The following is a 22,561-nucleotide window of genomic DNA, read 5'->3' as shown; positions in this document are numbered from 1 at the left end:
AATGAATTCCATGGAACAATACATCACGGAACAAGGCGTTGCTCTCACGCTGGACGCCAACTCGCCCTTCTCCCTCTCCGGAAGTGGCGACATCTGGTTTGTTGCCAGCGGCCGCATCGACGTATTTCTTCAGGAAGATGGCGAAAATGAGTCCGAACGCACCCCGGTCCTGAGCGTGGAGGCAGGTGGTGCCGCATTCGGGCACCCGAAGCATCCGGGCGCATCGCTGCTCTGTGTCGGCACTCCCGGTACCCGGGCCTATCGCATTAGCCGAAGCGTAGTGGACGAGCTTGATCCCGTGTTTGCTGCCAAACTGGTCAATGGCTATCTCAATGACCTTTCAGCCGCACTGGCCCGGAGCGCCGAAAGCCTCCCGGACGTACAGACCCAACTGGATAAAGGCGTGCATCATGAACTGACGCAGCTCGATCTCGCACGCGCCAAAGACGAAACACTCTGGATTCGACACACATCCGAAGGCCAGACGCTGTTCATGGGCATGGAGGACATCAAGGCGGGCCAGTGGTATCCGCTACCCGCCGCAGGCTGGATTCAGGCCCTGAACGACCTGTCGCTGGAGTCGCTTTCCACGGAAGACCTGCTCGGCTCAGACAGCTTCTGGCCAGCCTTCGACTACGGATATCATGTGGCGCTGAACTGCCTGAACCTCGGGGCGGCCTTTGCCTCGGCAGACAGCTGGTGGCCTTGCGGGAAAAAACCGCAGCCGATGTCCGCGTCACTCGTGGTGGCCTCCTCAAGCTCGCTTCCATCATGGACTCTTCCATAGAAGCGTCCGGCATTCATGACACCGAAAACAACCTCGTACGAGCCTGCTCGGTTGTGGCCCGAAAACTCGGGGTTGATTTTTCACAGCTCCCCACCCCCGTGTCGGGGAACACGGTGGAAGAGGTAGCCGAATCCGCCAATATGAGGGCGCGCAGGGTTCTTCTTCGACAGGGCTGGCACAAACAGGATGGCGGCCCGCTGGTCGGTTTTCTGGGAAAAAACAAGCAGCCGGTGGCCCTGCTGCCCGTCTCGGCCAGATCATACTCCTTGCACATTCCGGAAACAGGCGAGACAACACCGGTCACAAAAGAACTGCTGGAAGAGCTGGAACCGGTCGCCTACACGTTCTACCGCCCATTGCCGGACAAGAAGCTCGGCATGCGGGATATCCTGACCTTCGGACTGCGCGGCTGCCGAAAAGACCTTGCATGGGTTGCGGGACTTGGCGCAACGATCGGGCTTATCGGGCTTGTCACCCCACTGCTGACCAGAACCATCTTCAACGATGTGATTCCCGGCGCGGACAAAGACAGGCTCATGCAGATCGTGGCCATCCTGATCGGCTTTACCATGACGTCGCTGCTTTTCGAGGCGGCCAAATCCATTTCCATGCTCAGGGCCAAGGTCCGGGCGGACCACAATCTGGAAACCGCCATATGGGAGCGGTTGCTGCGACTGCCTGTCAGCTTTTTCCGAAAATACACCGCAGGCGACCTTGCCCAGCGGGCCAACGCACTCGGCGCGGTCCAGCAGATGCTCTCCGGAGCCAGCCTCAGCTCCATGTTTTCCGCGCTCTTTTCGCTCATCTACCTTGCCCAACTTTTCTATTTCGATATGAAGCTGGCAACCGTGGCACTTCTTATCGTGTTCATTTCAGCGGCAATGACTGCGGTCGTCTCCATCATCCAGATTCACTACCAGCGCAAGGCCGTCAGTATGGCCGGACGAATTTCCGGGCAGACGCTCCAATTCATAACCGGCGTGTCCAAGCTTCGCGCCAGCGGGGCCGAGGACAGGGCGCTGATGCAGTGGGCGGAGAATTTCGCCGAACAACGCCGTATCTCCTACACGCTGAGCAGCGTCGGCAACGCGTTTACCGCCTTCAACACGCTCTTTGCCACAATCGGCTCCGCGCTGATCTATCTCGGCGTCATCTACTTTGAACGTGAAAATGACATGGACATGGGCACGTTCATGGCCTTCTGGGCCGCGTTCGGCGGGCTGCAGGGCGGCATACTCGGCATGGTCGCGGCGGCCACGAAAATCTTTAAGGCAGTGCCCTACTTCGAGCGACTCAAACCGATCCTGAAGGAAGAAACGGAAAGCGCCGAAGCTACGGGCGATCCCGGAGAAATCAAGGGAAACATCGAGATGGCCAACCTGAACTTCCGTTATGATCCGGACGGCCCACTGATACTCAAAAATGTCTCCCTCAAGATTGAACCGGGGCAGTTTGTGGCCATCACCGGCTTCGGGCTCGGGCAAGACAACGCTGCTTCGGTTGCTCCTGGGCTTCGAAAAACCGGAATCCGGCTCCATCCTCTATGAGAATCAGGATATCTCGCAGGTCGACGCGGCAAAAGTCCGCAAGCAGATGGGAGTTGTGCTCCAGAACGGCGGCCTCATGCCCGGCGACATCTTCACCAACATCATCGGAGCTTCGACGCTGACACTGGACGACGCATGGCAGGCAGCGGAAATGGCAGGGTTTGCGGAAGACATCAAAGCAATGCCCATGGGAATGCATACGGTCATTTCCGAAGGTGCCTCAACGCTCTCCGGAGGCAGAAGCAGCGGCTTATCATCGCTCGCGCACTGGCCCGCAGGCCCAACGTGCTGCTCTTCGACGAAGCCACGAGTGCGCTGGACAACCGCACACAGGAGATCGTGACCCAGTCACTCAACCAACTGCCCGTGACCAGAATAGTCATCGCCCACCGACTGAGCACCATTCAGGAAGCGGACGTGATTCTCGTCCTCAAGGACGGCGAAGTTGTTGAATCAGGCAACTATGAAGAGCTCATGAGTGCTAAAGGGGTCTTTCACGATCTCGCCATACGGCAAATGACCTAAGCGACCGTTCTGACATCGTTCATCCCTTCAAGAAAAAGCCCCACTCAGGTGGGGCTTTCTATTTCCATTGAGTTGAATCACTGGATACCAAAGCAAGCTACATATCCAAGCCAAGCATCTTCAGCGCATCCTCCAAGTCGCAGCTGGATGAACTTCCCTGTATTTGAGCCATAGCATCCTTGAACATGGAGAATTCGGTCGGATTGTCCTTCAATTCCTTCCGTTCCTTTTCAGACCATGTATGCTTGAACGTCTGCCCCGCACAGGTGATGGACATGCCCTCATCAGTAATGGAAAGATCGGAAACCGTCTGACCGCCAATGGTAAACACGCCGCCGGCGATTCCGTCCAGAATCTCATCGGGAAGCTGAATCTTCTTGCTCATGACAAACTCCAATGTTTGAAACACAAAACCATACAAAGACTGATACACAGTCATTCCGCCCAGAAAACCAAAGCAGGTTGCGGTTTCCACTCCACAAACCACGTACGGATTCACCCACAACTCGTTCACAGTACGGAAGAATCCCATGGTTTACTGAAAAGACTAGACGGAGCAAGTCCCAACGTCCAGACCGTTATAATCAGGATCATATTGAGTCTTTCGACAACAGTTCCATGGGAGCAAGCACAAAAAAGGACCGATCCTGATGGATCGGTCCTTTTATGAAATATGGCGGAGAAGGAGAGATTTGAACTCTCGAACGGGGTTTACGCCCGTTACACGCTTAGCAGGCGTGCGCCTTCAGCCAACTCGGCCACTTCTCCGCGTGTGACGCCTCGGTGCGTCGAGGCAAAAGCAAATACACTCTCACGGGTTCTGCTGTCAAGGACGGGAAATGCTTTTTTATTCCTTCCCTTCCTTTTTCTTCTTGTGACGCTGCTTGAGAACCGTCTCGCTCTTCTGCTCCTGCTTGCGGGTCTTGGCGCCAAAGCGCAGCCCCTTGCCCGGTCCGCGCTTGCCGATGGCGGACATGCCACGACGCTTCTCGCCGCCCTTCTTCTCGTGGCTGGAGCGGCAGACCACGTTCACCGGGGCATGCTTGATGCGGAACAGTTTGCGGAGCTGGTTCTCCAGATAGCGAACGTAGGAAGACTTCACGATGGTGTGATCGTTGACGAAAAACACGAACGTAGGAATCTCGTCGTCCGCCTGCGTGATGTAATAGAATTTGGGGCGGCGACGCTTGACCACGGGCGGCTGGTGCTGCTCGATGGCCTTTTCCAGAGCCCGGTTGAGCTGTCCCGTACCGACGCGCACCTTGCACTCGTCACGGATGCTCTCGGCCAGCGGCAGAAGCTTGCCGACGCCGATGCCCTTGAGCGTGGAGGTCATGATGACCGGCACGTGCGGCACGATGCGCAGTTCCTGACGGAAAAGCTGCATGACGTAGTCGTTACGCGAACGTTCGATGAGGTCCACCTTGTTGACCGCCACGATGAACGGCACCTTCTCGCGGGACAGGAACTCGATGAGCCGCTTGTCCTGCCGCGAGACCTTGTCCGTCCCGTCGATGACCAGCACGGTCACGTCAGAGCGCCGGGAGTTCTTGAGGGCGCGCAGCACGCTGACACGCTCCAGCTCCTCGGTGATGTTGGTCCTGCGGCGCACCCCGGCGGTATCGACAAAGGTGTAACGCTTGCCGCCCTTCTCGAAGGTCACGTCGATGCTGTCGCGGGTGGTCCCGGCCACGTCGCTGACGATCAGCCGCTTCTCGCCGATGATGGCGTTGACCATGGAGGACTTCCCGGCGTTGGGGCGACCGAGCATGGTAATGCGGACGCCGCGCTCGATGTCGTCTTCCTCGTGAGCGGGCAGCCCGAGGTCGAGGACCAGTTCGGCCACACGGTCACGCACCTCGTTGAGGTTGTACCCATGCGCGGCGGAAACGGGCAGCTGATCGAACCCGAGCGCATAGAACTCGGCCATCATGTCGGCTTCCACCTCGTACCCATCGACCTTGTTGATCAAAAGCAGGATGGGCTTGCCGCTCTTGCGGACAAATTCGGCGGCCTGCTCGTCCAGCGGGGTCATCCCCTGCTTTCCGTCAACCACCAGCACGATGGCGTTGGCCTCCAGAATGGCCTCACGGGCCTGTTCGAAAATCTCGTCCTCGAAGTCCTTGGAGAGCTCGGGGGTGGCCTCGGATTCGAGCACCATGCCGCCGGTGTCCACCAGACCGAAATCCACACCCTTTATCCGGCACTCTTCGTAAATCCGGTCGCGCGTGACGCCCGGAAGGTCATGGGTGATTGCCACCGTCTTCCTGAGAAGGCGGTTGAACAGGGTGCTTTTTCCTACGTTCGGTCTTCCGACCAGCGCTACAGTAGCCAACATAATCCGGGTGCCTCACGCCCCGACCAACGGGGCTTTTCATTGCATTGTTTAGAGCCGCTCCGATGCGAAAAGCGCAAAGGATGCGGCGCGCTGTTTAGCCTACTTGGTTTGCAATGTCGAGTCCAATACATACCGTATGGATGAAACGTCGTCCGTTCATCCAGTTCTCAGCCCTTTCCGAAATCGCCAATGCCATCTTTAACAGCGTCAATCAGACAATCATTGCTGTACCGGATCACCCAGATTCCGGGGCCTCTTTCCGGCATAAAGATTGGCCTCGATGTCTTCCAGCCGACGGCCTTTTGTTTCCGGCAGAAAAAGATAGGTGAAGACCAGCCCCAGCACCATGAAACAGGCGTAAAGCCAGAATGTGGTTCCCATGCCCAGCGTCGATGAAAGCGTGAGAAATGTCAGCGACACCAGAAAGTTGAACCCCCAGTTCGCACAAGAAGCCGTAGCCATGCCCACGCTGCGAAGGGTCAGGGGGAACAGCTCCGACATGACGATATAAGGCACTCCCCCAAGGCTGATGGCGAAAAAGAAAATGTAGCAAAGTACGGAAACCAGAGACACCAGCGGCTCCGGCCCGTGACCGCCTACCATTCCATTGAGATCGGCACCAAGCAGAATCAGACAGACAGCCATTCCCGCAAAGCCGATGTAGGCCAGCCCCCGACGTCCAAGCCGGTCCACGACCCAAATGCCAAGAACGGTCGAAGCGACATTGACCGAGGCGGGCAGCAATGAAACCATCACCGGATCACTGAAACCCGCTTCCTTGAACACGGTGGGGGCGTAATAGAATATCGTATTGATGCCACTGAGTTGCTGCAGCACGAAGAGCGTAAACGCGATTGCCACCAGCGGCAGAAATCGCTTGGAGAAAAGCTCCCTGAGGCCGCCCTGCGGGTGTTGAACGCTCTCCTTTATGGAGTTCAGGGCCGCTTCGGTCTTTTCAACGGCCATTATTTTAAGCAGCACCCTGCGCGCTTCCTCGGTTCTGTTTTTAAGCACCAGCCAACGGGGGCTCTCGGGCAGCCTGAGCATACCGAAAAACAACAGCAGGGCCGGAAGGATTCCCACGCCGAACATCCAGCGCCAGTTCTCGTTCTCGGCGTATATTGAGTTGATGACGTATGCGGCGAAGATGCCGATGGTAATTGCCAGTTGAAACGTGAAGACAACGCCCCCGCGAATGGAGGGAGGCGACACCTCGGACAAATACATGGGCACGACCATTGCCGACAGGCCAACGGCAAAGCCCATGACCAACCGCCCGGCGACGACCATCAAAACGCTCTGCGCCAGAGATGTACAAAGTGTTCCTGCAATGAAAAGCAGGGCCGATAGAATGATCGAATGCTTCCGGCCAAGCCGGGAAGAGGCCTTGCCGCTGCAAATCGCACCACCAAGGGCACCAAGCGTCACGGCTGCGACGATCAACTCCTTGGTGAATTCAGACTGCACGGCAAAATGATGCGCCAGAGGTTCCAGTGCGCCCGCTATCACGCCGGTATCAAAGCCGAAGAGAAGTCCAGCCAGGGCCGAAACAGTGGAGATTACGACCACATACACCATACCTGCCTCGCTGCGTGAACTTTGGCCTGCCATCAGCACCATTCCCCTTTAAAAAGGTTATCCCGAGAAGTACCGGTATGCTTCACCCTTTTGCCAAGAACTGCCTAGGCATCGACGGGTCCGCCCATAAAGCCCATTCCAAACCACAAAAAAAAGGAATCCCGGCCAATCAGTACCACCTTCATGAGTGATATGGCAAAAACGCGTTTCTGCTTTCAGGGGGGTAGACAACAGGCACAAAGTCATCAATTATGAAATACTGGGTAAAATGGTATGGTAAAACATCGTTTTCACGCCAACCCGACACTAATTGAAATCCCAGACCGACGATTGGCAATAAGCCCGAAAAGGAGCTCCATGACCAAGCAAAACGCCCTCGCGCAGGAAAAGAGCCCGTATCTGCTGCAACACGCATATAACCCTGTGGACTGGCTTCCGTGGGGAGAAGCAGCCTTTGACAAGGCCCGGCGCGAAGACAAGCCGGTGCTCGTGTCCATCGGCTATTCAACGTGCCACTGGTGCCACGTCATGGAGCGCGAGAGCTTCGAGGACGAAGAGATAGCCGCTTTGCTGAACGAGGCGTTCGTATGCGTAAAGGTGGACCGCGAAGAGCGCCCGGACGTGGATGCGACCTATATGAACGTCTGCCAGATGCTCACCGGCTCGGGCGGCTGGCCGCTCAACGTGCTGGTGACAGCGGACAAAAACCGTTTTTCGCCGCCACCTACCTGCCTCCCACCGCCAAGGGCGGGCGCATGGGTCTCACGGAACTCATCCCGCGCATCATGGAGATATGGAACCACGAGCGTGAACGCGTAACCGACTCATCCGAGAAAATCACCGAGGCGCTGGCCGAAATGAAACCATCCGCCGAAACAGGCGATGTGCCGGACTCGGGCAGACTCGCCCGGCTGGCCCACGGTGCACTCGGGAGCATGTTCGACACCGACTCCGGCGGGTTCGGCAAGGCCCCAAAATTCCCTTCCGCCCAGAATATCCTCTTCCTGCTGCAGTATGCATGGCGACACGACAGCGCCGATGCCCGCGACATGGCCGTGAAGACCCTGCGAGCCATGCGCCGCGGCGGCATCTGGGATCATGTGGGCTTCGGCTTCCACCGCTACTCCACCGACAAGCACTGGCTGCTGCCCCATTTCGAGAAGATGCTCTACGATCAGGCCATGCTCTCCATGGCTTATATCGAAGCATATCAAGCCAGCGGCGATCCCGAATTTGCCGAGACCGCGCGCCGCATCTTCACCTACGTCCTGCGAGACCTGCGCGACCCGCAAGGCGGCTTCCATACTGCCGAAGACGCGGACAGCGAAGGCGAGGAAGGCCTCTTCCACACATGGACCACCGCCGAGATCGGTGAAGTGCTCTCGCCGCAGGAAACCGAGCGGTTCTGCGAACACTATGGCATCCGAACCGGCGGCAACTTCCGCGACGAAGCCACGCGCCAATACACCAGCCGAAACATCCCGAACGAGCTGGAATCCGGCAAGCCCGCACCGCCAGACGTCGATGCGCTGCGCGAACGGCTCTTCGAGGCCCGCGAGAAACGCCCCCGCCCGCACCTTGACGACAAAGTGCTGACCGACATGAACGGCCTGATGATCGCCGCGCTAGCCCGCGGGGCAAGGGTTCTGGGTGAATCCGATTGTCTGATCGCCGCGCGCGAGGCCGCCGACTTCATCCTCGGCACCCTGCGCGAGGAAGACGGCAGAGTGCGCCACGGCTACCGCGACGGGCACCTCAACGCCCCCGGCACGCTGGACGACCACGCGTTCTTCCTCTGGGGGCTTTCCGAGCTTTACGAAGCATCGTTCGACCCCCGCTACCTTGAACACGCGGAATCAATCGCCGAAGCATGATACGGCACTTTGAGGACTCCGATACCGGCGGCTTCTTCCTGAGTGCGGATGATGGGGAAACGGTGCTGATACGCCACAAGGACAGCTATGACGGTGCCATCCCCTGCGGCAACTCCGTGGCTGTGCACTCCCTGACGGTCCTCGGCAGGCTGCTTGAACGGCCCGACTTCGAGGAAGCCGCCAAACGGTGCGCCGCAGCCCACTCCGGCATCATGAACGGCCAGCCCATCGCCCTGACGCACATGGTCGCCGGGCTGGAAACCCTGCAGGCCGCCCCCACAAGCGTCACCATCGTCGGCCCGAGAGAAGCGCCGGAAACGCTGGCCCTGCTGGATACGGCAAGCAAAGCATACCATCCGGGCCTCATCGTGCGCTTCCTGCAGACCGACACGGAAAGACCGGACACGACGGACTACGAATCAGAGCTTGGCAAACGCAACGCCGTTGCCGGAGCATGGCTGTGCCGCGACTACCACTGCGAACCCCCGACCGACGATCCGCAAAGGCTCATGACAATGCTCACATGAGACCTCGAGCGGCTTCGTGTCTGTCGACGATCACCGCAGCTAGTGCGAACTTGCCAAATGCATACTGAATAGCACTCCATTCTTCGCAAAGGTGCTTATCATATGGTTCGGCTTGTGCCCTACGGAAGCAGGTGGGAAAAGGCTCGCCTTGCTGTAATCTGGAGCATTTCAGCCCTTGAGATACTCTTGGATGAGCATCCATAAGCATTACGAAGCATGAACTCTCGGTGAAACCCACCTTTTGCTGGGGGAAGGAGCCGGTGGGGCTGTCTCAAACGTGACCAAAGCCAGAGTGACTTCCTCTCTGGATTGAACCCGCCAAGCGACGTAGCCCTGAAAACAGTCCACCTTAAAAACGCTGTTCAGTGACCCCAGCAAAACAGACCCATCTTTAGATTCCCCAACAGCCATCGCGACACTGCTTGTTTGAGGTTTAGAAGGGCCAAAACGTTGGGATAAACAAGGAGGCGGCGCCGCAGGAGATGATGACCATGGGCAGACCGAGCCGGAGGAAGTCCAAGAAGGTGTAACCGCCCGGACCGTACACTATGAGGTTGGTCTGATATCCGATGGGCGTGGCGAAACAGGCCGAGGCGCCAAAAGCGATACCGATGATGAACGGACGTGGGTCCACTCCCAAGGCTGCAGCCGTAGCCATGCCCACGGGGACGAGGAGTACGGCCGTGGAGTTGTTGGAAAGGAAGTGGGAGAGAAGACTGGTGAGGACAATGAATCCGGCCAGAATGACCTGAGGGCCAGCTCCTGCGAACAGGCCGAGAAACGCCTTGGCGTAGACCATGTCGGCCCCGGACTTCTGCATGGCCAATCCCAATGCAATGGTACCGATGATGAGCATTAGGATTTTGACGTCCACCGACCTGTATGCCTCCCTGAGGCTGAGGCAGCCGGTGATGATCATGGCAAAGGCTCCTGCAAAAGCACCTATCAGTATGTTGGTCAACCCCGATGCGACGGCAGCTATCATCAGCAGGAATATGCCGATGGCCATCGGTGCCCGGCGGCGATTGACGAGGTCTTGGACAACATCGTCGTTAAGGATGATGAAATCCTCTTCCTTGCGAATGCGTTCAAACGCATGAGGCTTGAGCTGTACAAGGAGCACGTCGCCCACTCGAAGAACCATGGAATGCGCTTCCCTCCAGGAGTAATGAGAGTGCCGTCGCAGCAGACCAATGACACTGGCTTCAAGGTCGTCGGTCAGATAGAGGTTGTTCAGGGTCACGCCGCGAACGCCGGAGCCGGAGGGGATCAGCAATTCCACCAACTGTGTGTCGCTGAGATGAGGGCAGTCGAAATGTGGTTCGCTGCAACTGGGTGTACCTGCATCCTTGTTTTCAAGGATGGAAGTCAGGTCATCAGCTGAGCCTTTGACCAGAATACGGTCATCAGCCTGAAGCGTGATTTGATCCTGATTTACATCATAGATGTTCTCGCCTCGGAAAACTTCATAAATCTTAAGGGATTCATACTTGTTCGGCACGCCTTCAGCAGGATTTACCCCCACAAGCAGGCTGTCCGGATAAATTTTCAATTCAGACAGGTACAGCTCCGCCTTGTTATCGGAGTCCCCAAATGGCGAGGCGTGCTCCGGCAGGAGATAGTCGGCAAAAAAATACATGAAAACAGCCCCGGCAATGGCGATGGGCACCCCCAGTACCGAGAGCTCGAACATGCCGATGGGGGCAGCACCGAGGCTGAGCGCCGTGTCACTTACCAAAATGTTGGTGGAAGTACCGATAAGCGTACAGGTGCCCGCCAAGATGGAGATATAAGACAAAGGAATGAGCAGCTTGGACGGGGCAAAACCGAATCGGCTGCATGCGGCTATGATTATGGACATGAACAGGATGACCACTGGTGTGTTGTTGAGGAACGCAGACAGGGTTCCCACCAGTATCAGGCTGACGAAAAGTAGCCGTTTCCGGCTCCCGGCAGTAAATTTGATGGTTGTCCTTGTAATGAAGTTGAGCGCTCCCGTGCGAACCAACCCACGGCTGACCACAAAGAGCGCACCCACTGCAAGGGGGGCCGGATTGGCAAAACCGGCAACGGCCTGAACCGGGGTAAGCTGTCCGGCCACCATCAGGACCACGACAATTCCCAGACCAGTCAGGTCAACCGGAAGCTTTTCGCTTACAAGCAGAACGACGGCGACGAGAAGAATGATGCTGACAATAATGACGTCGGGATTCATGTGAAGTCCTATTGCTTTACTTTTCCGATGGTAACACCATCCGGCAATGATGCAAGAATGTCAAGAAGATGCTTGCAAAACTCTCTGTGTGTTCCAATTCCCAACCATCTCAAAATATCTCGGTAATGACTGCACATAAAAAACCCCTATAGACGTTTGAAAAATAAGCTCCTGGGGGGGGCGATTAGCGCTCCGCCTGTCGGGTATCCCGCAGTATAATCACCCGTTTTTTATTGCCACAAAAAAAAAACTTCATGTTATTAGTGTCATGCTTCCCCATTATTCGTAGAGAAGCCTTCAATCCTTCATTCTGATACAAGGCAATGGATATTCATGAGCACTGAGAAAATGACACCTGACCAGCCAGCGCAAGCCTGTGAGAAATCCTGGCGAGAGCGTCCTGCGGGCTTTCTTTTGGATACATGTTTCCGTTTCTTGATTCTCTTTGCTCTCTGGGTCTTGCTGTCGGGAATGCTTGACGCCTTCCACCTGAGCTTGGGAGTCCTCTCGAGCGCCTTCATCGTCTGGCTTTCCTATGACTTTTTCCCCAGCGAGCTGGATCGGTGCTGGCGCCCCTTGTCCATACTGGCTATTTTCATATTCATTTCCTGGCTCATGATGGAAATCGTCAAGGCCAACGTAGCTATGCTCAGGCTGGTCTTCCGCAAGGACATCACGGCTCACATAGAACCCGACATCGTCTATTTGCAAACCCGCCTGCGTAATCCCATGGCCCTGACCATTTTTGCCAACTCCATCACCCTGACTCCCGGGACCATTTCAGTCACCATCAATGGCAAAGGCGAGTTCAGCGTGCACACCATCGACCGCGAGTCCGCCGAAAACCTGCCCGGCGAGATGGAACGCAAAATCGGGCGCATATTCGGAGAGTAACCTTTTATGGAACATCTCATTTTATTTACCAGCGTTTTTCTCGTCATGCTCATGGTGTTGTCCCTGTACAGGACAATTGTTGGTCCCAGCACGCTGGATCGGCTCATGGGCATGAACGCCATCGGTGCCAAGACCACCGTCCTCATCCTGCTTATCGGCTTTATCTTTGGACGTATCGACATGTTCGTGGACATCGCTCTGTCATACGCCATGCTCAACTTCATCGCCGTGCTCACCGCCTCGCGGTATTTTCAGGCCCGGGGCATGCGCAAGCGGGACAGCAACCTTCGTGTCGAGGAGTAACCCATGGAAATAATCGCCGTTATACTCATTCTCACAGGGCTGGTTTTTGATCTGGGCGGCACCATCGGCATTCTTCGACTGCCGGACGTGTACACTCGGCTGCACATGGCCGGTAAACTGGATACCCTCGGCTCCCTTTGCCTCCTGCTCGGACTGGCCGTAATCAACGCAATCCCCATGGGAACCGCCGAACTGTTCGTGAGCGGCAAGATCCTGCTCATTGTCGGCCTGGTGTTCATAGCCAGCCCCACGGCCACCCACGCATGGTGGACGCCGGTATTCGAGCCGGGCTCACACCGTGGCGAAAAGGGGACACAAGGAGATAACGCCATGATCTGGGAGATCAAGCTCGCGGTACTGTTCGTCATCTTTGCCTGCGCCGTGGCAGCCATCAACGTCCGTGACCTGCTGGGCGCAGGGGTTCTATTCGGTGTTTACAGCTTCATGATGTGCTTGCAGTGGCTGGCCATGGGCGCAGTGGACGTGGCCTTTACCGAGGCCGCCATTGGTGCCGGTATCAGCACGGCCTTTTTCCTGGCTGCAGTGTTTCGCACAACCCGGAGGACAAAGGATTGAAGAAGCTTACCTTGGCGGCTGTGGTCATTGCGGGCCTTTTGCTTGCCGCCACCACACTGGACTTCCCCAAGTGGGGCGACCCTCAGACTCCGGCGAGCATGCATGTTTCCGCAAGGTTCATCGAAAAGAGTCTGGAGGAAATGGCCACGCCGAACATTGTGACCGCCGTACTGGGTAACTACCGGGCCTTTGACACCATGCTGGAGACCATCGTCGTGTTCACGGCCGGTTTGGCCTGCTTTTTCATTTTGCGGACCCGCGTCACACGTGAAAGCCTTGACCCGGCCCCGTCAATTAAAATCCCTCTGGATCTCGCCGGGGAAGATTTGGTGGTCAAGACCGTTGCACGCACGTTCATTCCGATGATCCAGCTTTTCGGTCTCTACGTTTTGGCTCACGGCCATTACAGCCCCGGCGGCGGGTTTCAGGGCGGAGTCATCTTTGCCGCCGCGTATATCCTGCTGGCCGTCTCCCATGACATGCGAACAGCCCTGCAGCATATGAGCGAACGGGCCACCCATCTGCTTTCGGCGGCCGGCGTGCTCCTCTTTGCCGGGATCGGAGTGATATGCATGACCAATGGAGTGAATTTTCTGGACTATGGCGGACTGGCAGGCATTCTGGGCATGCCGCTGGCTACGGGCCACTCCTTTGCCATTCTGCTGATAGAGACCGGTGTGGGCCTAACCGTCACCGCCGCCCTGATCATGATTTTCAAACTGCTGTCTTCCCATGGAGCAGTGCAGGAGGGCTTCTAGATGCATTCTCTTGGTGAAGTATTCGCATCCCACTTCAACTACATAGCCTATGTGGCTATCATGATGGTCGGCCTCTACGCCATGGCCGCCAAATCCAACCTGATCAAAAAACTCATCGGGCTGGGCATATTCCAGACTTCGATAATGCTGCTGTACGTCTCCATCGGCGCGAAGAAAGGGGCCACGATTCCCATTCTTGCCAAGGGGGCGACCACCATCAGCCCCGCAGACTATATCAACCCCTTGCCGCACGTGCTCATGCTGACGGCTATCGTGGTCTCCGTGGCCACGTTGGGTGTGGCTTTGGCTCTCGTTCAGAAAATACACAAGCACTTTAACAGCATAGAGGAAGACGAAATCCTCAAGGAACTGCGCCGCTGATATGCAACTTCCAGTTCTGACAATACTCTTTCCCTTGTTTGGTGCCTTTGTGACCGTTGCTTTGGCATGGAGCGTTCGGAGCGGTGGCCGCAAGAATGTGATGCCCATCGCAGTCGGCGCGCTCGCCTCCAGCGCCGCCTGCGCAGTTGTTCTCCTCACGCAGGTGCTTACTACCGGCTCTCAAATTTATCTTCTGGGTGGCTGGGCACCACCGTGGGGCATCAGCCTGGTGGTAGATCCGCTCTCAGCCCTTATGCTGGTCGTGGTTTCCGTTGGTGCGCTGCTTAACCTGATCGCCTTCAGCTTCACGCCAAGCAAGTGGCCTCTGGGTAAGACCCCCGCCTTCCTCGGGCTGTATCTTCTGGCCACGGCCGGACATCTGGGTATCGTGGCCACTGGCGACGTATTCAACCTCTTTGTCTTCATCGAGGTGGCGGCGCTGTCCAGCTACGCACTGCTGTCCATGGAAGGCCGCCGGGCAACCTTTGCCAGCCTCAATTATCTTTTGGTGGGGTCTGTGGGCGCGTCCCTCTACCTGCTGGGAGTCGGATACCTCTATATCGAGAGCGGCTCCCTCAACATGCTTGACATTGCGAGCATCCTGACGGCCCTGCCATTGTCCACGACCACCCTGACCGGATTTGCCGTGCTCATGCTCGGACTGTGGGTTAAAATGGCCGTCTTTCCCTTCCACGCGTGGCTGCCTGCAGCCTATGCCAGCGCAAGCCCTGCCGCTTCCGGCCTGCTTGCCCCGTTGACGACAAAAGTCATGGCTTACGTGATCGTCCGCATGCTGATCACGGTGTTCCCTCAAAACCTTCTTGCCGGCATGTCGGGATTTTCTTCGATGGTAGTCTGGCTGGCCTGTGTCGCCATTATTGCCGGAGCGATCATGGCCATAGCGCAGCAGGACCTGCGGCGCATGCTTTGCTTTATTCTTGTGGCCGAGGTTGGCTATATGCTGGGCGGAGCGTTTCTTGGCAACAGCACGGCCATGACCGGGACCATCCTGCACATTCTGGCAGACGCGGCCATGACCCTGACGCTCTTCATGGCTGTAGGCATTATCATTGCCCGTACAGGAAGCAGCCGCATTCAGGATATGGACGGGATGTTCACAACCATGCCCGTAACCATGTTGGCCTTTGTCGCCGGAGCCCTTTCCATGATCGGCGTCCCTCCGTTCTGCGGGTTCTTCAGCAAGTGGTATTTGGTAAGCGGTGCTTTGGAAGCAGGACACTGGGTGTTTGCCGGATCACTCATTCTGTCCAGTCTGGTCAACGTCCTCCTGTTCTTCAGAATCTTTGAGCGAGCGTTCTTCCGCAAGCCTTCCGTGGCCGCCGTGCAGGATACAGGGGACTGGCAGCAGTTGGCTCCGCTGTGTTTCATTGCCTTGCTGCTGCCGGCTATCGGTCTGGCAACAGGCGGTATCATTCAAGAAATCATACAGCCCGCGCTCAAGGGCGTCCTGTAGGTGCAGACCATGCTGATTCCTGAATCCACACTGCCACTGATTGCACTGCTGGCTCCCCTTGTGGCCGTTCCCGGCATTATGGGTGCTCGCGGCCCCAACGTGCGCGAAGCCTTCACCTTTTTTGCAGGGTTTCTGCTTCTGGGCACCATCTTGCTCATGCTCCCCGGCGTGCTGGCGGGCAACACTCCTGAAATCGTTCTTTTCCCTGTCGTGCCCGGCGCTCCCATCGCGCTGCGCATGGACCCGGCAGGCATGCTGTTCGCTCTGGTGGCTTCGGTGCTGTGGATCATCACCACGGCCTATGCCATAGGGTATATGCGGTCCAAACAGGAGCAGAACCAAACCCGCTTCTATGCGTTTTTTTGCGATTTCGCTGTTCGCCACCATGGGTGCGGCCATGTCCGCCAACCTCCTCACGTTGTATCTTTTTTATGAACTGCTTTCCTTTTCCACCTATCCGCTGGTCGGTCACCACCAGAACGACGAGGCCAAAGCCGGTGCTCGCAGATACCTGACCTACCTTGTCGCCACCTCCATCGGTCTGGCGCTGCCCGCGCTGCTGGTCACGGCCATGCTGTCCGGGACCTTGGACTTCAGCGGCGCTCCGTTGTTGGCAGGCAAGGTCGGAGCCTCTGCCGGGGCCGTGCTTCTCGTGGCCTTCCTTTTGGGTTTTGCCAAGGCCGCGCTCATGCCTGTCCACGGCTGGCTCCCTGCGGCCATGGTTGCCCCTACGCCGGTCAGTGCATTGTTGCATGCCGTGGCCGTGGTCAAGGTCGGTGCGTTCTGCGCGATTCGGGTGGTAACCGAGGTATTTGGCATGGACTTCCTGAGTTCTCTTGGACTCGGGGCCATCATCACAGGTCTGGCCGCCGTGACCATGCTTGTGTCGTCCTTTACGGCCCTGACTCAGGACGGCCTCAAGCGCAGACTGGCTTTTTCAACTATCGGGCAGCTGTCCTACATCGTACTCGGCGTCGGCATGCTCAACGCCGTGGCCGCCACTGGCGGCATACTGCATATCGCCATGCACGCTTTTGGCAAGATCACCCTGTTCTTCTGCGCCGGAGCCATCTACGTGGCCACGGGCGAAAAATACATCAGCCGCATGGGCGGTATCGGCCACCGCATGCCCATGACCATGCTCGCCTTTCTGATTGGCTCGCTGGCGATCATCGGTGTCCCTCCCACCGGAGGTTCCTGAGTAAATGGCTTCTGCTCAATGGCAGCCTGCAGGGCGGCCACTGGTTACTGGCCGGAGTGTTGGTGATCAGCTCGCTGTTAAATGCGGCGTATTTTCTGCCCATTGTTTACAAGGCGTGGTTCTGCACACCTGAGGAAGTGCAGTACGCTGGCCCCATACGCGAGGCGCCGACTTGGTGCTTAGTGCCACTGCTGGGCACTGCAGCCTTGTCCGTGGGCGTCTTTTTTTATCAGGAAACCCTGACGACCCTGGCCGCCATGGCCGCCCGGTTCTAAGAGAGTGAGAATCCATGCCTGAACAACCAGACTTTTTCAGCCGTCCCTCAGTTAAGCGGACCCTATGGATCCTGCTGTACGCAAGCTGTGCCGTCACGGTGCTTGCAGGCTTTCTGTATCCGACCAAGGCACCTTTCCGCTTCGCATCATTTTTCGGCTTCTACGCCATTCTGGGCTTTGCTTCCTGCGCAGGGCTCATCATCCTGGCAAAATGCATGGGCAAATTCCTGAAAAAACCGGGAGACTATTATGATAAGTAGTCTGAGCCCAGTCCTTCCATTCCTGATGGGCGGGTTGCTGCTGCCGCTTTTGCCTGCCAAGCATCGAACCAAAGTGCTGCTTGCCATAGCTGCCTTGGGGTTGCTTGTGGTGCACGGTCTGGAACCCGGCAGCTCCGGCAGCGCAACGTTCATGGGGCTCGAACTGGCTCCCCTGCGCGTTGACGGCCTGAGCAGGGTCTTCGGCTACATATTCACCATCAACGCGTTTGCGGCCTTCCTTTTTGCCTATAGGCTGGACGACCTTCGTCAACATCTGGCAGCCCTTTTTTACATCGGAGCGTCCTTGGGTGCGGTCTTTGCCGGAGACCTCATCACCCTCTACGTGTACTGGGAAATCATGGCCGTGGCTTCAACCATGTTGATTTTGGCCAGAGACACCAAAGCCTCCTACAACGCAGGCATGCGCTACATTCTGGTCCACTTGTTCGGTGGCCTGCTGCTCCTGCTTGGCATCCTGCTGCACATCCAGAACACGGGCAGCGCGACGTTCGGGCCCTTCACGGAGCAGTCCTTGGCGGCTTGGTTTGTCCTTGGCGGCATACTGGTCAATGCCTCGGCCGTGCCATTCTCCAGCTGGCTCTCCGACGCTACCCGGAGTCGACTGTCACCGGCGGCGTCATTCTGTCGGCCTATACAACCAAGACTGCGGTCTACACGCTGCTACGCGGCTTCCCGGGCTGGGATATCCTCATTTTCATCGGCTGCGTCATGGTCATCTACGGCATCATTTACGCACTGTTGGAAAACGACATGCGGCGCATCCTCGCCTATTCCATCACCAACCAGGTGGGCTTCATGGTCACGGCCGCGGGTATCGGAACGGCCATGGCCATCAACGGCGCGGCTGCCCACGCCTTCTGTCACATCATTTACAAGGCCTTGCTGTGGATGTCGGCCGGTGCCGTTCTGGCCCAAACCGGGCGAAGCAAATGCACCGAACTGGGCGGACTGTGGAAGTCCATGCCATGGACCATGGTTCTGGGAACCATAGGCGCATTAGCCATATCCTCCCTGCCGCTGACCAGCGGATTCACCAGCAAGTCCCTTATTTTGCAGGCTGCCGGAGACGAAGGGTGGGTATGGGCCTGGACTGCCTTGGAAATTGCTTCGGCAGGCGTCTTCCTGCATGCGGGCATCAAGTTCCCGTACTTCGTGTTTTTCAACAAGGATCGCGGGTTGCGTCCCAAGGAAGCACCGCCGCACATGCTCGCGGCCATGGGCATTCTGGCATTCCTTTGCATCTTTCTGGGCGTATATCCGGACCCGCTCTACGCTGTTCTGCCCTTTGCCATGGACCCCGCCTTCACCGTGTATAAGGCAAGCAAGGTCGTGGGGCAGATGCAACTGCTCATGTTCTCGGGCTTGGTCTTTTTCCTCTTCCTGAAGCAGCTCAAGCGGACGGACACCATAGCTCTGGAACTGGACTGGCTGTACCGCAAGGGCGGTAACCTGCTGTACCGGGGTGCAGACAGTTTCTTTAACAGGTTGAATGCCGCAACCGCTCATTTTGTGGGTGGCATTGTGACCCGACTGGATAATCAGAGCAGGGATCTTCCGGAGCGTCTTGCCGTGTGGTTTGCCGGTCCGCTATTGGCTTGGGGCGATGAATCCCGAGAGGAAGGCAAGAAGCAGCTACGCTCGGCAGTGGCTACCGGCACCGTTGCTGTAGGCGCGACTCTGGTGGCCATCATTCTGGTTCTGGCACTCGTCGTCAGCTTTGCTCTTTAGCCCGCCTTGGGATTTTGTTGCAACGGTTCCAGTTCGTTGAATGCACACCTACGCAAACAGTGCCTTGGTCACATTCTAACTTTGGTGACGCTTTAATCTGCACTTTTCGCAAACGACAGTCAGGGAGTGCTGAGGGGATTATCCCCTTTGCCGGGTGCAGGGCAGCGCCCTGCCCACCGGAGGCAAAAAAAAAGCGGGGAGCATTTGCCTCCCCGCCTTGTTTCTTACTTTTCAAAAAGCTTTGCTATCGCTTCCTTGTAGGGCGGCCTGAGTACGCCGACCTCGGTCACGATGCCCGCGATGAGTTCGTTGGGGGTGGGATCGAAGGCGAGATTGTAGACTTCGACATCGTCCGGGGTGATCTGGTGGTCGCCGACGTGGGTGACTTCCTTGGGATCGCGATCCTCGATGGGAACGTCATCACCGGTGGGGGTCTCGGGGTCGATGGTGTAGACCGGGGCGGCCACGTAGAAGGGCACGCCAAAGTGCTTGGCCAGCAGGGCCACGCCGTAGGTGCCGATCTTGTTCACGGCGTCGCCGTTGGCGGTGATGCGGTCTGCGCCGACCACGACCTTGTCCACCAGTCCTTTTTTCATGAGCAGGGCGCAGGCGTTGTCGCAGGCTACTTTGACCTCGATTCCTTCACGATGCAGTTCGTAGGCGGTCAGGCGCGCACCCTGCAGAAACGGGCGGGTTTCGTTGGCGATGACCTTGACCTTCTTGCCCTGATCCACGGCTCCGCGGATGACGCCCAGCGCGGTGCCGTACCCCGCGGTGGCCAGCGCACCGGCGTTGCAGTGGGTCATGACGGTGTCGCCTTCGTCGATGAGCTCGCCGCCGAACTTGCCGATGAGCTTGCACATCTCGATGTCCCCGACGTGAATCTCTTTGGCGCGCTCAAGCCAGATCGAGCACAACTCGTCCAGGGAGACGTCACCGGCCTCGTTCCAGATGCGGCGCATTTCGCGCACGGCCCAGCGCAGGTTGACGGCGGTGGGGCGGGCGTCTCGATCTGATCGAGCTTGGCGTTCAGGTTGGCTTTCCAGTCGCCGTCCATGCCCTGCACTTCACGGCCTGCGAGGTAGCAGCCGTAGGCGGCGGTCACGCCGATGGCGGGTGCGCCGCGCACCACCATCACCACGAGGGCGAAACAGATGTCGTCAGTGGTCTTGCAGTCGAACCAGTCTTCACGGTTCGGCAGAAAGCGCTGGTCAAGCAGCACCAACGCGTCTTTTTCCGGAGAATACTGAATATGCTCGGTCATGTCGGCTCCTTTCATGCGGATGGAAATATGCCGGGGTCCGGCGAAAAATCACCGACATAGGTACTTGCCGGGGGGCCGGGAGTCAATGCTTTGCGCCCGGCGTCACGCAGGTGTCTCACTGCGTCTGGAGCAGAACCTCTTCATCGTCGTCCGGCAGGTTGTCCGGGGCGTTTTCCCCAAGTGCCACACGAATCTGTCCGGCCTTCAGGAATACACCGCGACCCAGCAACTCCGGCCCGGCGTCGCGGGCCACGAGGTTGAACATCTTGACCGTGAGCAGCGCGTCACCTTCCCGGACCTCGCCCGGCTTGGCGCTGATGCCGCTACGGAAACCGCTTACCAGTGTATTACGGCCCATGGCGATTCCCACAAGCCCCGGCATGGCCGCCGAGAGCGACAGCACGTCGCCATCCGCCACCGTCAACGCATCAATATCGTCCGCCGGAGCGCAGTTCAGAAAAATGGTCCTCACGGACTGTTCCACGTATTCCGGTGCAAGCCCGACCTCCCGCTCCAGAAAGTGGCGGACGCTCTCGCCCCCCCTGCCACGAACACCCACGCCCTTTTGCAGCAGTGTCCCAAGTCCGGGCGCATCGGATGAAACGATCACGGTACGTACGTTTTTTCGCATGCTTACCTCATCATGTGGCACGTCAAATCAAGTCCTACCTCGGAAGCACTATGTCCGAGTGAGCATAATTAGCTGTTTTCTTTGACATATTTTCTTCACAGTGGCTATACTATGGACGTTTTGTCAAACAGATGTTCATCACCGCCATCGCGGTGACATATAACTTCCAAAAAATGAGGTGCATCATGCCCCGCATTCTGAGAATCAACACTCGGACCAAGGAATTCAAATTTGAGGAACTGGGAGAATACGCCGGTCTCGGCGGCCGCGCCCTGACTTCCCGTCTCGTCAACAAGGAAGTGCCTGCAGACTGCCACGCACTGTCCGCAGAAAACAAGCTCGTTTTCGCTGGCGGCGTGCTCGCGGGCACCACGGTTGCAAACTCCGGTCGTCTTTCCGTGGGGTCCAAATCCCCGCTCACCGGCGGCATCAAGGAATCCAACTCCGGTGGCCTGTTCGCCCACAAGCTGCCCAAGCTGGACCTGCTGGCCATCGTGCTTGAAGACAAGCCCGAAGCCGACGCCCCGTTCCAGACTCTGTTCATCACCAAGGACGGCGTGGAGTTCAAGGACGCCTCCGGCATCGCTGGCATGAGCACCTACCCGGCTCACGAAAAACTGCTCGAAGAATACGGCGACAAGCTCGTTGCGGGCATGATCGGTCCCGGCGGCGAGCTTTGCGGCAAGGCTTCCACCATCCAGTTCACCGATCCCTACAAGCGCCCGGCACGTTCCGCTGGCCGTGGCGGCATGGGCGCGGTCATGGGCTCCAAGAAGATCAAGGCCATCGTCCTTGATCCGGCAGCCAACGAAAAAAGCACTCCGGCCAACGCCGACGCCTTCAAGGCCGCCCGCAAGACCTGGGTCGACGTACTGCAGGGCCACCCGGTCACCAGCCAGGGCCTGCCCGGCTTCGGCACCGCCATCCTCGTGAACATCGTCAACGAAGCTGGCGCGCTGCCCACCAAGAACTTCCGCACCGGCCAGTTCGAAGCCGCCGCTGACATCTCCGGCGAAAAAATCGCCGAGACCATCGAGGCACGCAGCGGCAAGACCAAGGAAGGCTGCCACGCAGGGTGCATCATCCAGTGCTCCCAGCAGTACAACGACAAGGACGGCGAATACCTGACCTCCGGTTTCGAATACGAGACCGTCTGGGCCTTCGGCGCCAACTGCCTTATCAAGGATATCGACCAGATCGCACAGATGGACCGCATCTGTGACGAAAAGGGCATCGACACCATCGAGATGGGCAACACCATCGCCATCGCCATGGAAGGCGGCATCATCCCCTGGGGTGACGGTGCAGCCGCCATCGAACTGCTGAACAAGGTCGGCACCGGCGACCACCTCGGCCGCATCATCGCCAACGGCGTGGACTTCGCCGGCGGCGCGTTCGGCGTTG

At 57.7% G+C, this 22,561-nt stretch carries 21 protein-coding genes, 1 tRNA gene and 3 pseudogenes; 18 read left to right on the top strand and 7 right to left on the bottom strand.

The genetic code is table 11. From position 1 onward, the window contains the following. Nucleotide 1 precedes the first annotated feature (1 nt). Genes JCM12178_RS01290 through JCM12178_RS01275 form a run of 4 tightly spaced genes read left to right on the top strand, consistent with a single transcriptional unit; the run spans nucleotide 2 to nucleotide 2,859 of the window. Nucleotides 2-787: a hypothetical protein gene (locus JCM12178_RS01290; protein ID WP_054648176.1), complete on the top strand. Its 786-nt coding sequence runs from the start codon at nucleotides 2-4 to the stop codon at nucleotides 785-787. After that, complete coding sequence (locus JCM12178_RS01285; protein ID WP_172677051.1) at nucleotides 700-2,334, top strand: ABC transporter transmembrane domain-containing protein; 1,635 nt, start codon at nucleotides 700-702, stop codon at nucleotides 2,332-2,334. Before JCM12178_RS01290 ends, JCM12178_RS01285 begins: the two co-directional genes overlap by 88 nt. Further along, nucleotides 2,288-2,677 carry an ATP-binding cassette domain-containing protein gene (locus JCM12178_RS01280; RefSeq protein ID WP_054648174.1) on the top strand — a complete coding sequence of 130 codons (390 nt, stop codon included), beginning with the start codon at nucleotides 2,288-2,290 and terminating at the stop codon, nucleotides 2,675-2,677. The genes JCM12178_RS01285 and JCM12178_RS01280 overlap by 47 nt, the downstream gene beginning before the upstream one ends. Beyond that, a complete protein-coding gene (locus JCM12178_RS01275) occupies nucleotides 2,674-2,859 on the top strand; it encodes a hypothetical protein (protein WP_054648173.1) in 186 nt (61 codons plus the stop codon). Before JCM12178_RS01280 ends, JCM12178_RS01275 begins: the two co-directional genes overlap by 4 nt. A 97-nt stretch (nucleotides 2,860-2,956) precedes the next feature. Here the strand turns inward: JCM12178_RS01275 and JCM12178_RS01270 are convergent, their stop codons facing one another. The 4 genes from JCM12178_RS01270 to JCM12178_RS01255 all read right to left on the bottom strand — a co-directional run bounded on the left by JCM12178_RS01270 (nucleotide 2,957) and on the right by JCM12178_RS01255 (nucleotide 6,808). Next, nucleotides 2,957-3,244 carry a hypothetical protein gene (locus JCM12178_RS01270; protein WP_054648172.1) on the bottom strand — a complete coding sequence of 96 codons (288 nt, stop codon included), beginning with the start codon at nucleotides 3,242-3,244 and terminating at the stop codon, nucleotides 2,957-2,959. 289 nt (nucleotides 3,245-3,533) lie between these two features. Continuing rightward, nucleotides 3,534-3,627 (bottom strand) — tRNA-Ser (locus tag JCM12178_RS01265). Nucleotides 3,628-3,706: 79 nt separating this feature from the next. Further along, nucleotides 3,707-5,197, bottom strand: coding sequence for a ribosome biogenesis GTPase Der (der, locus tag JCM12178_RS01260; protein ID WP_054648171.1), 1,491 nt, complete (start codon nucleotides 5,195-5,197; stop codon nucleotides 3,707-3,709). A gap of 219 nt (nucleotides 5,198-5,416) precedes the next feature. After that, the gene (locus tag JCM12178_RS01255) at nucleotides 5,417-6,808 is read right to left on the bottom strand and encodes a sugar porter family MFS transporter (RefSeq protein WP_218185617.1); all 1,392 of its coding nucleotides are present in this window, start codon (nucleotides 6,806-6,808) and stop codon (nucleotides 5,417-5,419) included. A 240-nt stretch (nucleotides 6,809-7,048) separates the two neighbouring features. On the opposite strand from JCM12178_RS01255, the pseudogene JCM12178_RS19120 reads away from it, so the two are divergent. Together JCM12178_RS19120 and JCM12178_RS19115 are read left to right on the top strand one after the other, a co-directional pair. Then, nucleotides 7,049-8,649: pseudogene (locus JCM12178_RS19120) on the top strand (thioredoxin domain-containing protein). Continuing rightward, the gene (locus tag JCM12178_RS19115) at nucleotides 8,646-9,176 is read left to right on the top strand and encodes a YyaL domain-containing protein (protein ID WP_054648169.1); all 531 of its coding nucleotides are present in this window, start codon (nucleotides 8,646-8,648) and stop codon (nucleotides 9,174-9,176) included. The pseudogene JCM12178_RS19120 and the gene JCM12178_RS19115 overlap by 4 nt, the downstream one beginning before the upstream one ends. 433 nt (nucleotides 9,177-9,609) lie before the next feature. Here JCM12178_RS19115 and JCM12178_RS01240 read toward each other — a convergent pair whose 3' ends face one another. Continuing rightward, complete coding sequence (locus tag JCM12178_RS01240; protein WP_054648168.1) at nucleotides 9,610-11,391, bottom strand: SLC13 family permease; 1,782 nt, start codon at nucleotides 11,389-11,391, stop codon at nucleotides 9,610-9,612. 333 nt (nucleotides 11,392-11,724) lie between these two features. On the opposite strand from JCM12178_RS01240, the gene JCM12178_RS01235 reads away from it, so the two are divergent. From JCM12178_RS01235 to JCM12178_RS01190, 11 genes and pseudogenes are all read left to right on the top strand, one after another. Then, nucleotides 11,725-12,285 (top strand): Na+/H+ antiporter subunit E, encoded by a 561-nt coding sequence (locus tag JCM12178_RS01235; protein ID WP_083465671.1) that lies wholly within the window; start codon nucleotides 11,725-11,727, stop codon nucleotides 12,283-12,285. A gap of 6 nt (nucleotides 12,286-12,291) precedes the next feature. Then, nucleotides 12,292-12,588, top strand: a complete 297-nt coding sequence (locus JCM12178_RS01230; RefSeq protein ID WP_054648166.1) for an MrpF/PhaF family protein — start codon at nucleotides 12,292-12,294, stop codon at nucleotides 12,586-12,588. 3 nt (nucleotides 12,589-12,591) lie between these two features. After that, nucleotides 12,592-13,164: a monovalent cation/H(+) antiporter subunit G gene (locus JCM12178_RS19110; RefSeq protein WP_245628546.1), complete on the top strand. Its 573-nt coding sequence runs from the start codon at nucleotides 12,592-12,594 to the stop codon at nucleotides 13,162-13,164. Next, nucleotides 13,161-13,922, top strand: coding sequence for a hydrogen gas-evolving membrane-bound hydrogenase subunit E (mbhE, locus tag JCM12178_RS01215; RefSeq protein ID WP_054648164.1), 762 nt, complete (start codon nucleotides 13,161-13,163; stop codon nucleotides 13,920-13,922). Before JCM12178_RS19110 ends, mbhE begins: the two co-directional genes overlap by 4 nt. Further along, complete coding sequence (locus tag JCM12178_RS01210; protein WP_054648163.1) at nucleotides 13,923-14,303, top strand: cation:proton antiporter subunit C; 381 nt, start codon at nucleotides 13,923-13,925, stop codon at nucleotides 14,301-14,303. Between the two features lie 100 nt (nucleotides 14,304-14,403). After that, nucleotides 14,404-15,777 (top strand): proton-conducting transporter transmembrane domain-containing protein, encoded by a 1,374-nt coding sequence (locus tag JCM12178_RS01205; RefSeq protein WP_245628562.1) that lies wholly within the window; start codon nucleotides 14,404-14,406, stop codon nucleotides 15,775-15,777. Next, nucleotides 15,778-16,212, top strand: a complete 435-nt coding sequence (locus JCM12178_RS19105; RefSeq protein ID WP_439646676.1) for a proton-conducting transporter membrane subunit — start codon at nucleotides 15,778-15,780, stop codon at nucleotides 16,210-16,212. Further along, entirely contained in the window at nucleotides 16,175-16,978 is an 804-nt protein-coding gene (locus tag JCM12178_RS19100) for a proton-conducting transporter transmembrane domain-containing protein (RefSeq protein WP_245628545.1), read from the top strand. The genes JCM12178_RS19105 and JCM12178_RS19100 overlap by 38 nt, the downstream gene beginning before the upstream one ends. A gap of 62 nt (nucleotides 16,979-17,040) precedes the next feature. After that, nucleotides 17,041-17,253, top strand: coding sequence for a hypothetical protein (locus JCM12178_RS19095; protein ID WP_245628544.1), 213 nt, complete (start codon nucleotides 17,041-17,043; stop codon nucleotides 17,251-17,253). Between the two features lie 14 nt (nucleotides 17,254-17,267). After that, nucleotides 17,268-17,513 carry a hypothetical protein gene (locus tag JCM12178_RS01195; protein WP_054648161.1) on the top strand — a complete coding sequence of 82 codons (246 nt, stop codon included), beginning with the start codon at nucleotides 17,268-17,270 and terminating at the stop codon, nucleotides 17,511-17,513. After that, a pseudogene (locus JCM12178_RS01190) lies at nucleotides 17,503-19,262 on the top strand (Na(+)/H(+) antiporter subunit D). The gene JCM12178_RS01195 and the pseudogene JCM12178_RS01190 overlap by 11 nt, the downstream one beginning before the upstream one ends. 224 nt (nucleotides 19,263-19,486) lie before the next feature. Here the strand turns inward: JCM12178_RS01190 and mtnA are convergent. Both mtnA and JCM12178_RS01180 read right to left on the bottom strand, forming a co-directional pair. Further along, nucleotides 19,487-20,526: pseudogene (gene mtnA / locus JCM12178_RS01185) on the bottom strand (S-methyl-5-thioribose-1-phosphate isomerase). Between the two features lie 115 nt (nucleotides 20,527-20,641). Beyond that, nucleotides 20,642-21,157, bottom strand: coding sequence for a hypothetical protein (locus JCM12178_RS01180; RefSeq protein ID WP_054648160.1), 516 nt, complete (start codon nucleotides 21,155-21,157; stop codon nucleotides 20,642-20,644). A 185-nt stretch (nucleotides 21,158-21,342) separates the two neighbouring features. Here JCM12178_RS01180 and JCM12178_RS01175 point away from each other — a divergent pair. After that, nucleotides 21,343-22,561: aldehyde ferredoxin oxidoreductase N-terminal domain-containing protein (locus tag JCM12178_RS01175; RefSeq protein WP_054648316.1), on the top strand; the 1,219-nt coding region annotated here is incomplete at its 3' end.

The sequence above is a fragment of the Salidesulfovibrio brasiliensis JCM 12178 genome, assembly GCF_001311825.1.
Lineage (GTDB): Bacteria > Desulfobacterota > Desulfovibrionia > Desulfovibrionales > Desulfovibrionaceae > Pseudodesulfovibrio > Pseudodesulfovibrio brasiliensis.
This window is presented reverse-complemented; position numbering and strand designations above follow the sequence as displayed.

What these genes read in the sequence shown, in the direction of transcription:
- JCM12178_RS01205 (WP_245628562.1), top strand. Translation starts at nt 14,404, where the DNA reads ATGCCCATCGCAGTCGGCGCGCTCGCCTCCAGCGCCGCCTGCGCAGTT.
- JCM12178_RS01240 (WP_054648168.1), bottom strand. Translation starts at nt 11,391, where the DNA reads ATGAATCCCGACGTCATTATTGTCAGCATCATTCTTCTCGTCGCCGTC.
- JCM12178_RS01210 (WP_054648163.1), top strand. Translation starts at nt 13,923, where the DNA reads ATGCATTCTCTTGGTGAAGTATTCGCATCCCACTTCAACTACATAGCC.
- JCM12178_RS01230 (WP_054648166.1), top strand. Translation starts at nt 12,292, where the DNA reads ATGGAACATCTCATTTTATTTACCAGCGTTTTTCTCGTCATGCTCATG.
- JCM12178_RS01180 (WP_054648160.1), bottom strand. Translation starts at nt 21,157, where the DNA reads ATGCGAAAAAACGTACGTACCGTGATCGTTTCATCCGATGCGCCCGGA.
- der (WP_054648171.1), bottom strand. Translation starts at nt 5,197, where the DNA reads ATGTTGGCTACTGTAGCGCTGGTCGGAAGACCGAACGTAGGAAAAAGC.
- JCM12178_RS19110 (WP_245628546.1), top strand. Translation starts at nt 12,592, where the DNA reads ATGGAAATAATCGCCGTTATACTCATTCTCACAGGGCTGGTTTTTGAT.
- JCM12178_RS01195 (WP_054648161.1), top strand. Translation starts at nt 17,268, where the DNA reads ATGCCTGAACAACCAGACTTTTTCAGCCGTCCCTCAGTTAAGCGGACC.
- JCM12178_RS01255 (WP_218185617.1), bottom strand. Translation starts at nt 6,808, where the DNA reads ATGGCAGGCCAAAGTTCACGCAGCGAGGCAGGTATGGTGTATGTGGTC.
- JCM12178_RS01270 (WP_054648172.1), bottom strand. Translation starts at nt 3,244, where the DNA reads ATGAGCAAGAAGATTCAGCTTCCCGATGAGATTCTGGACGGAATCGCC.
- JCM12178_RS01290 (WP_054648176.1), top strand. Translation starts at nt 2, where the DNA reads ATGAATTCCATGGAACAATACATCACGGAACAAGGCGTTGCTCTCACG.
- JCM12178_RS19100 (WP_245628545.1), top strand. Translation starts at nt 16,175, where the DNA reads ATGTCCGCCAACCTCCTCACGTTGTATCTTTTTTATGAACTGCTTTCC.
- JCM12178_RS01235 (WP_083465671.1), top strand. Translation starts at nt 11,725, where the DNA reads ATGAGCACTGAGAAAATGACACCTGACCAGCCAGCGCAAGCCTGTGAG.
- JCM12178_RS19115 (WP_054648169.1), top strand. Translation starts at nt 8,646, where the DNA reads ATGATACGGCACTTTGAGGACTCCGATACCGGCGGCTTCTTCCTGAGT.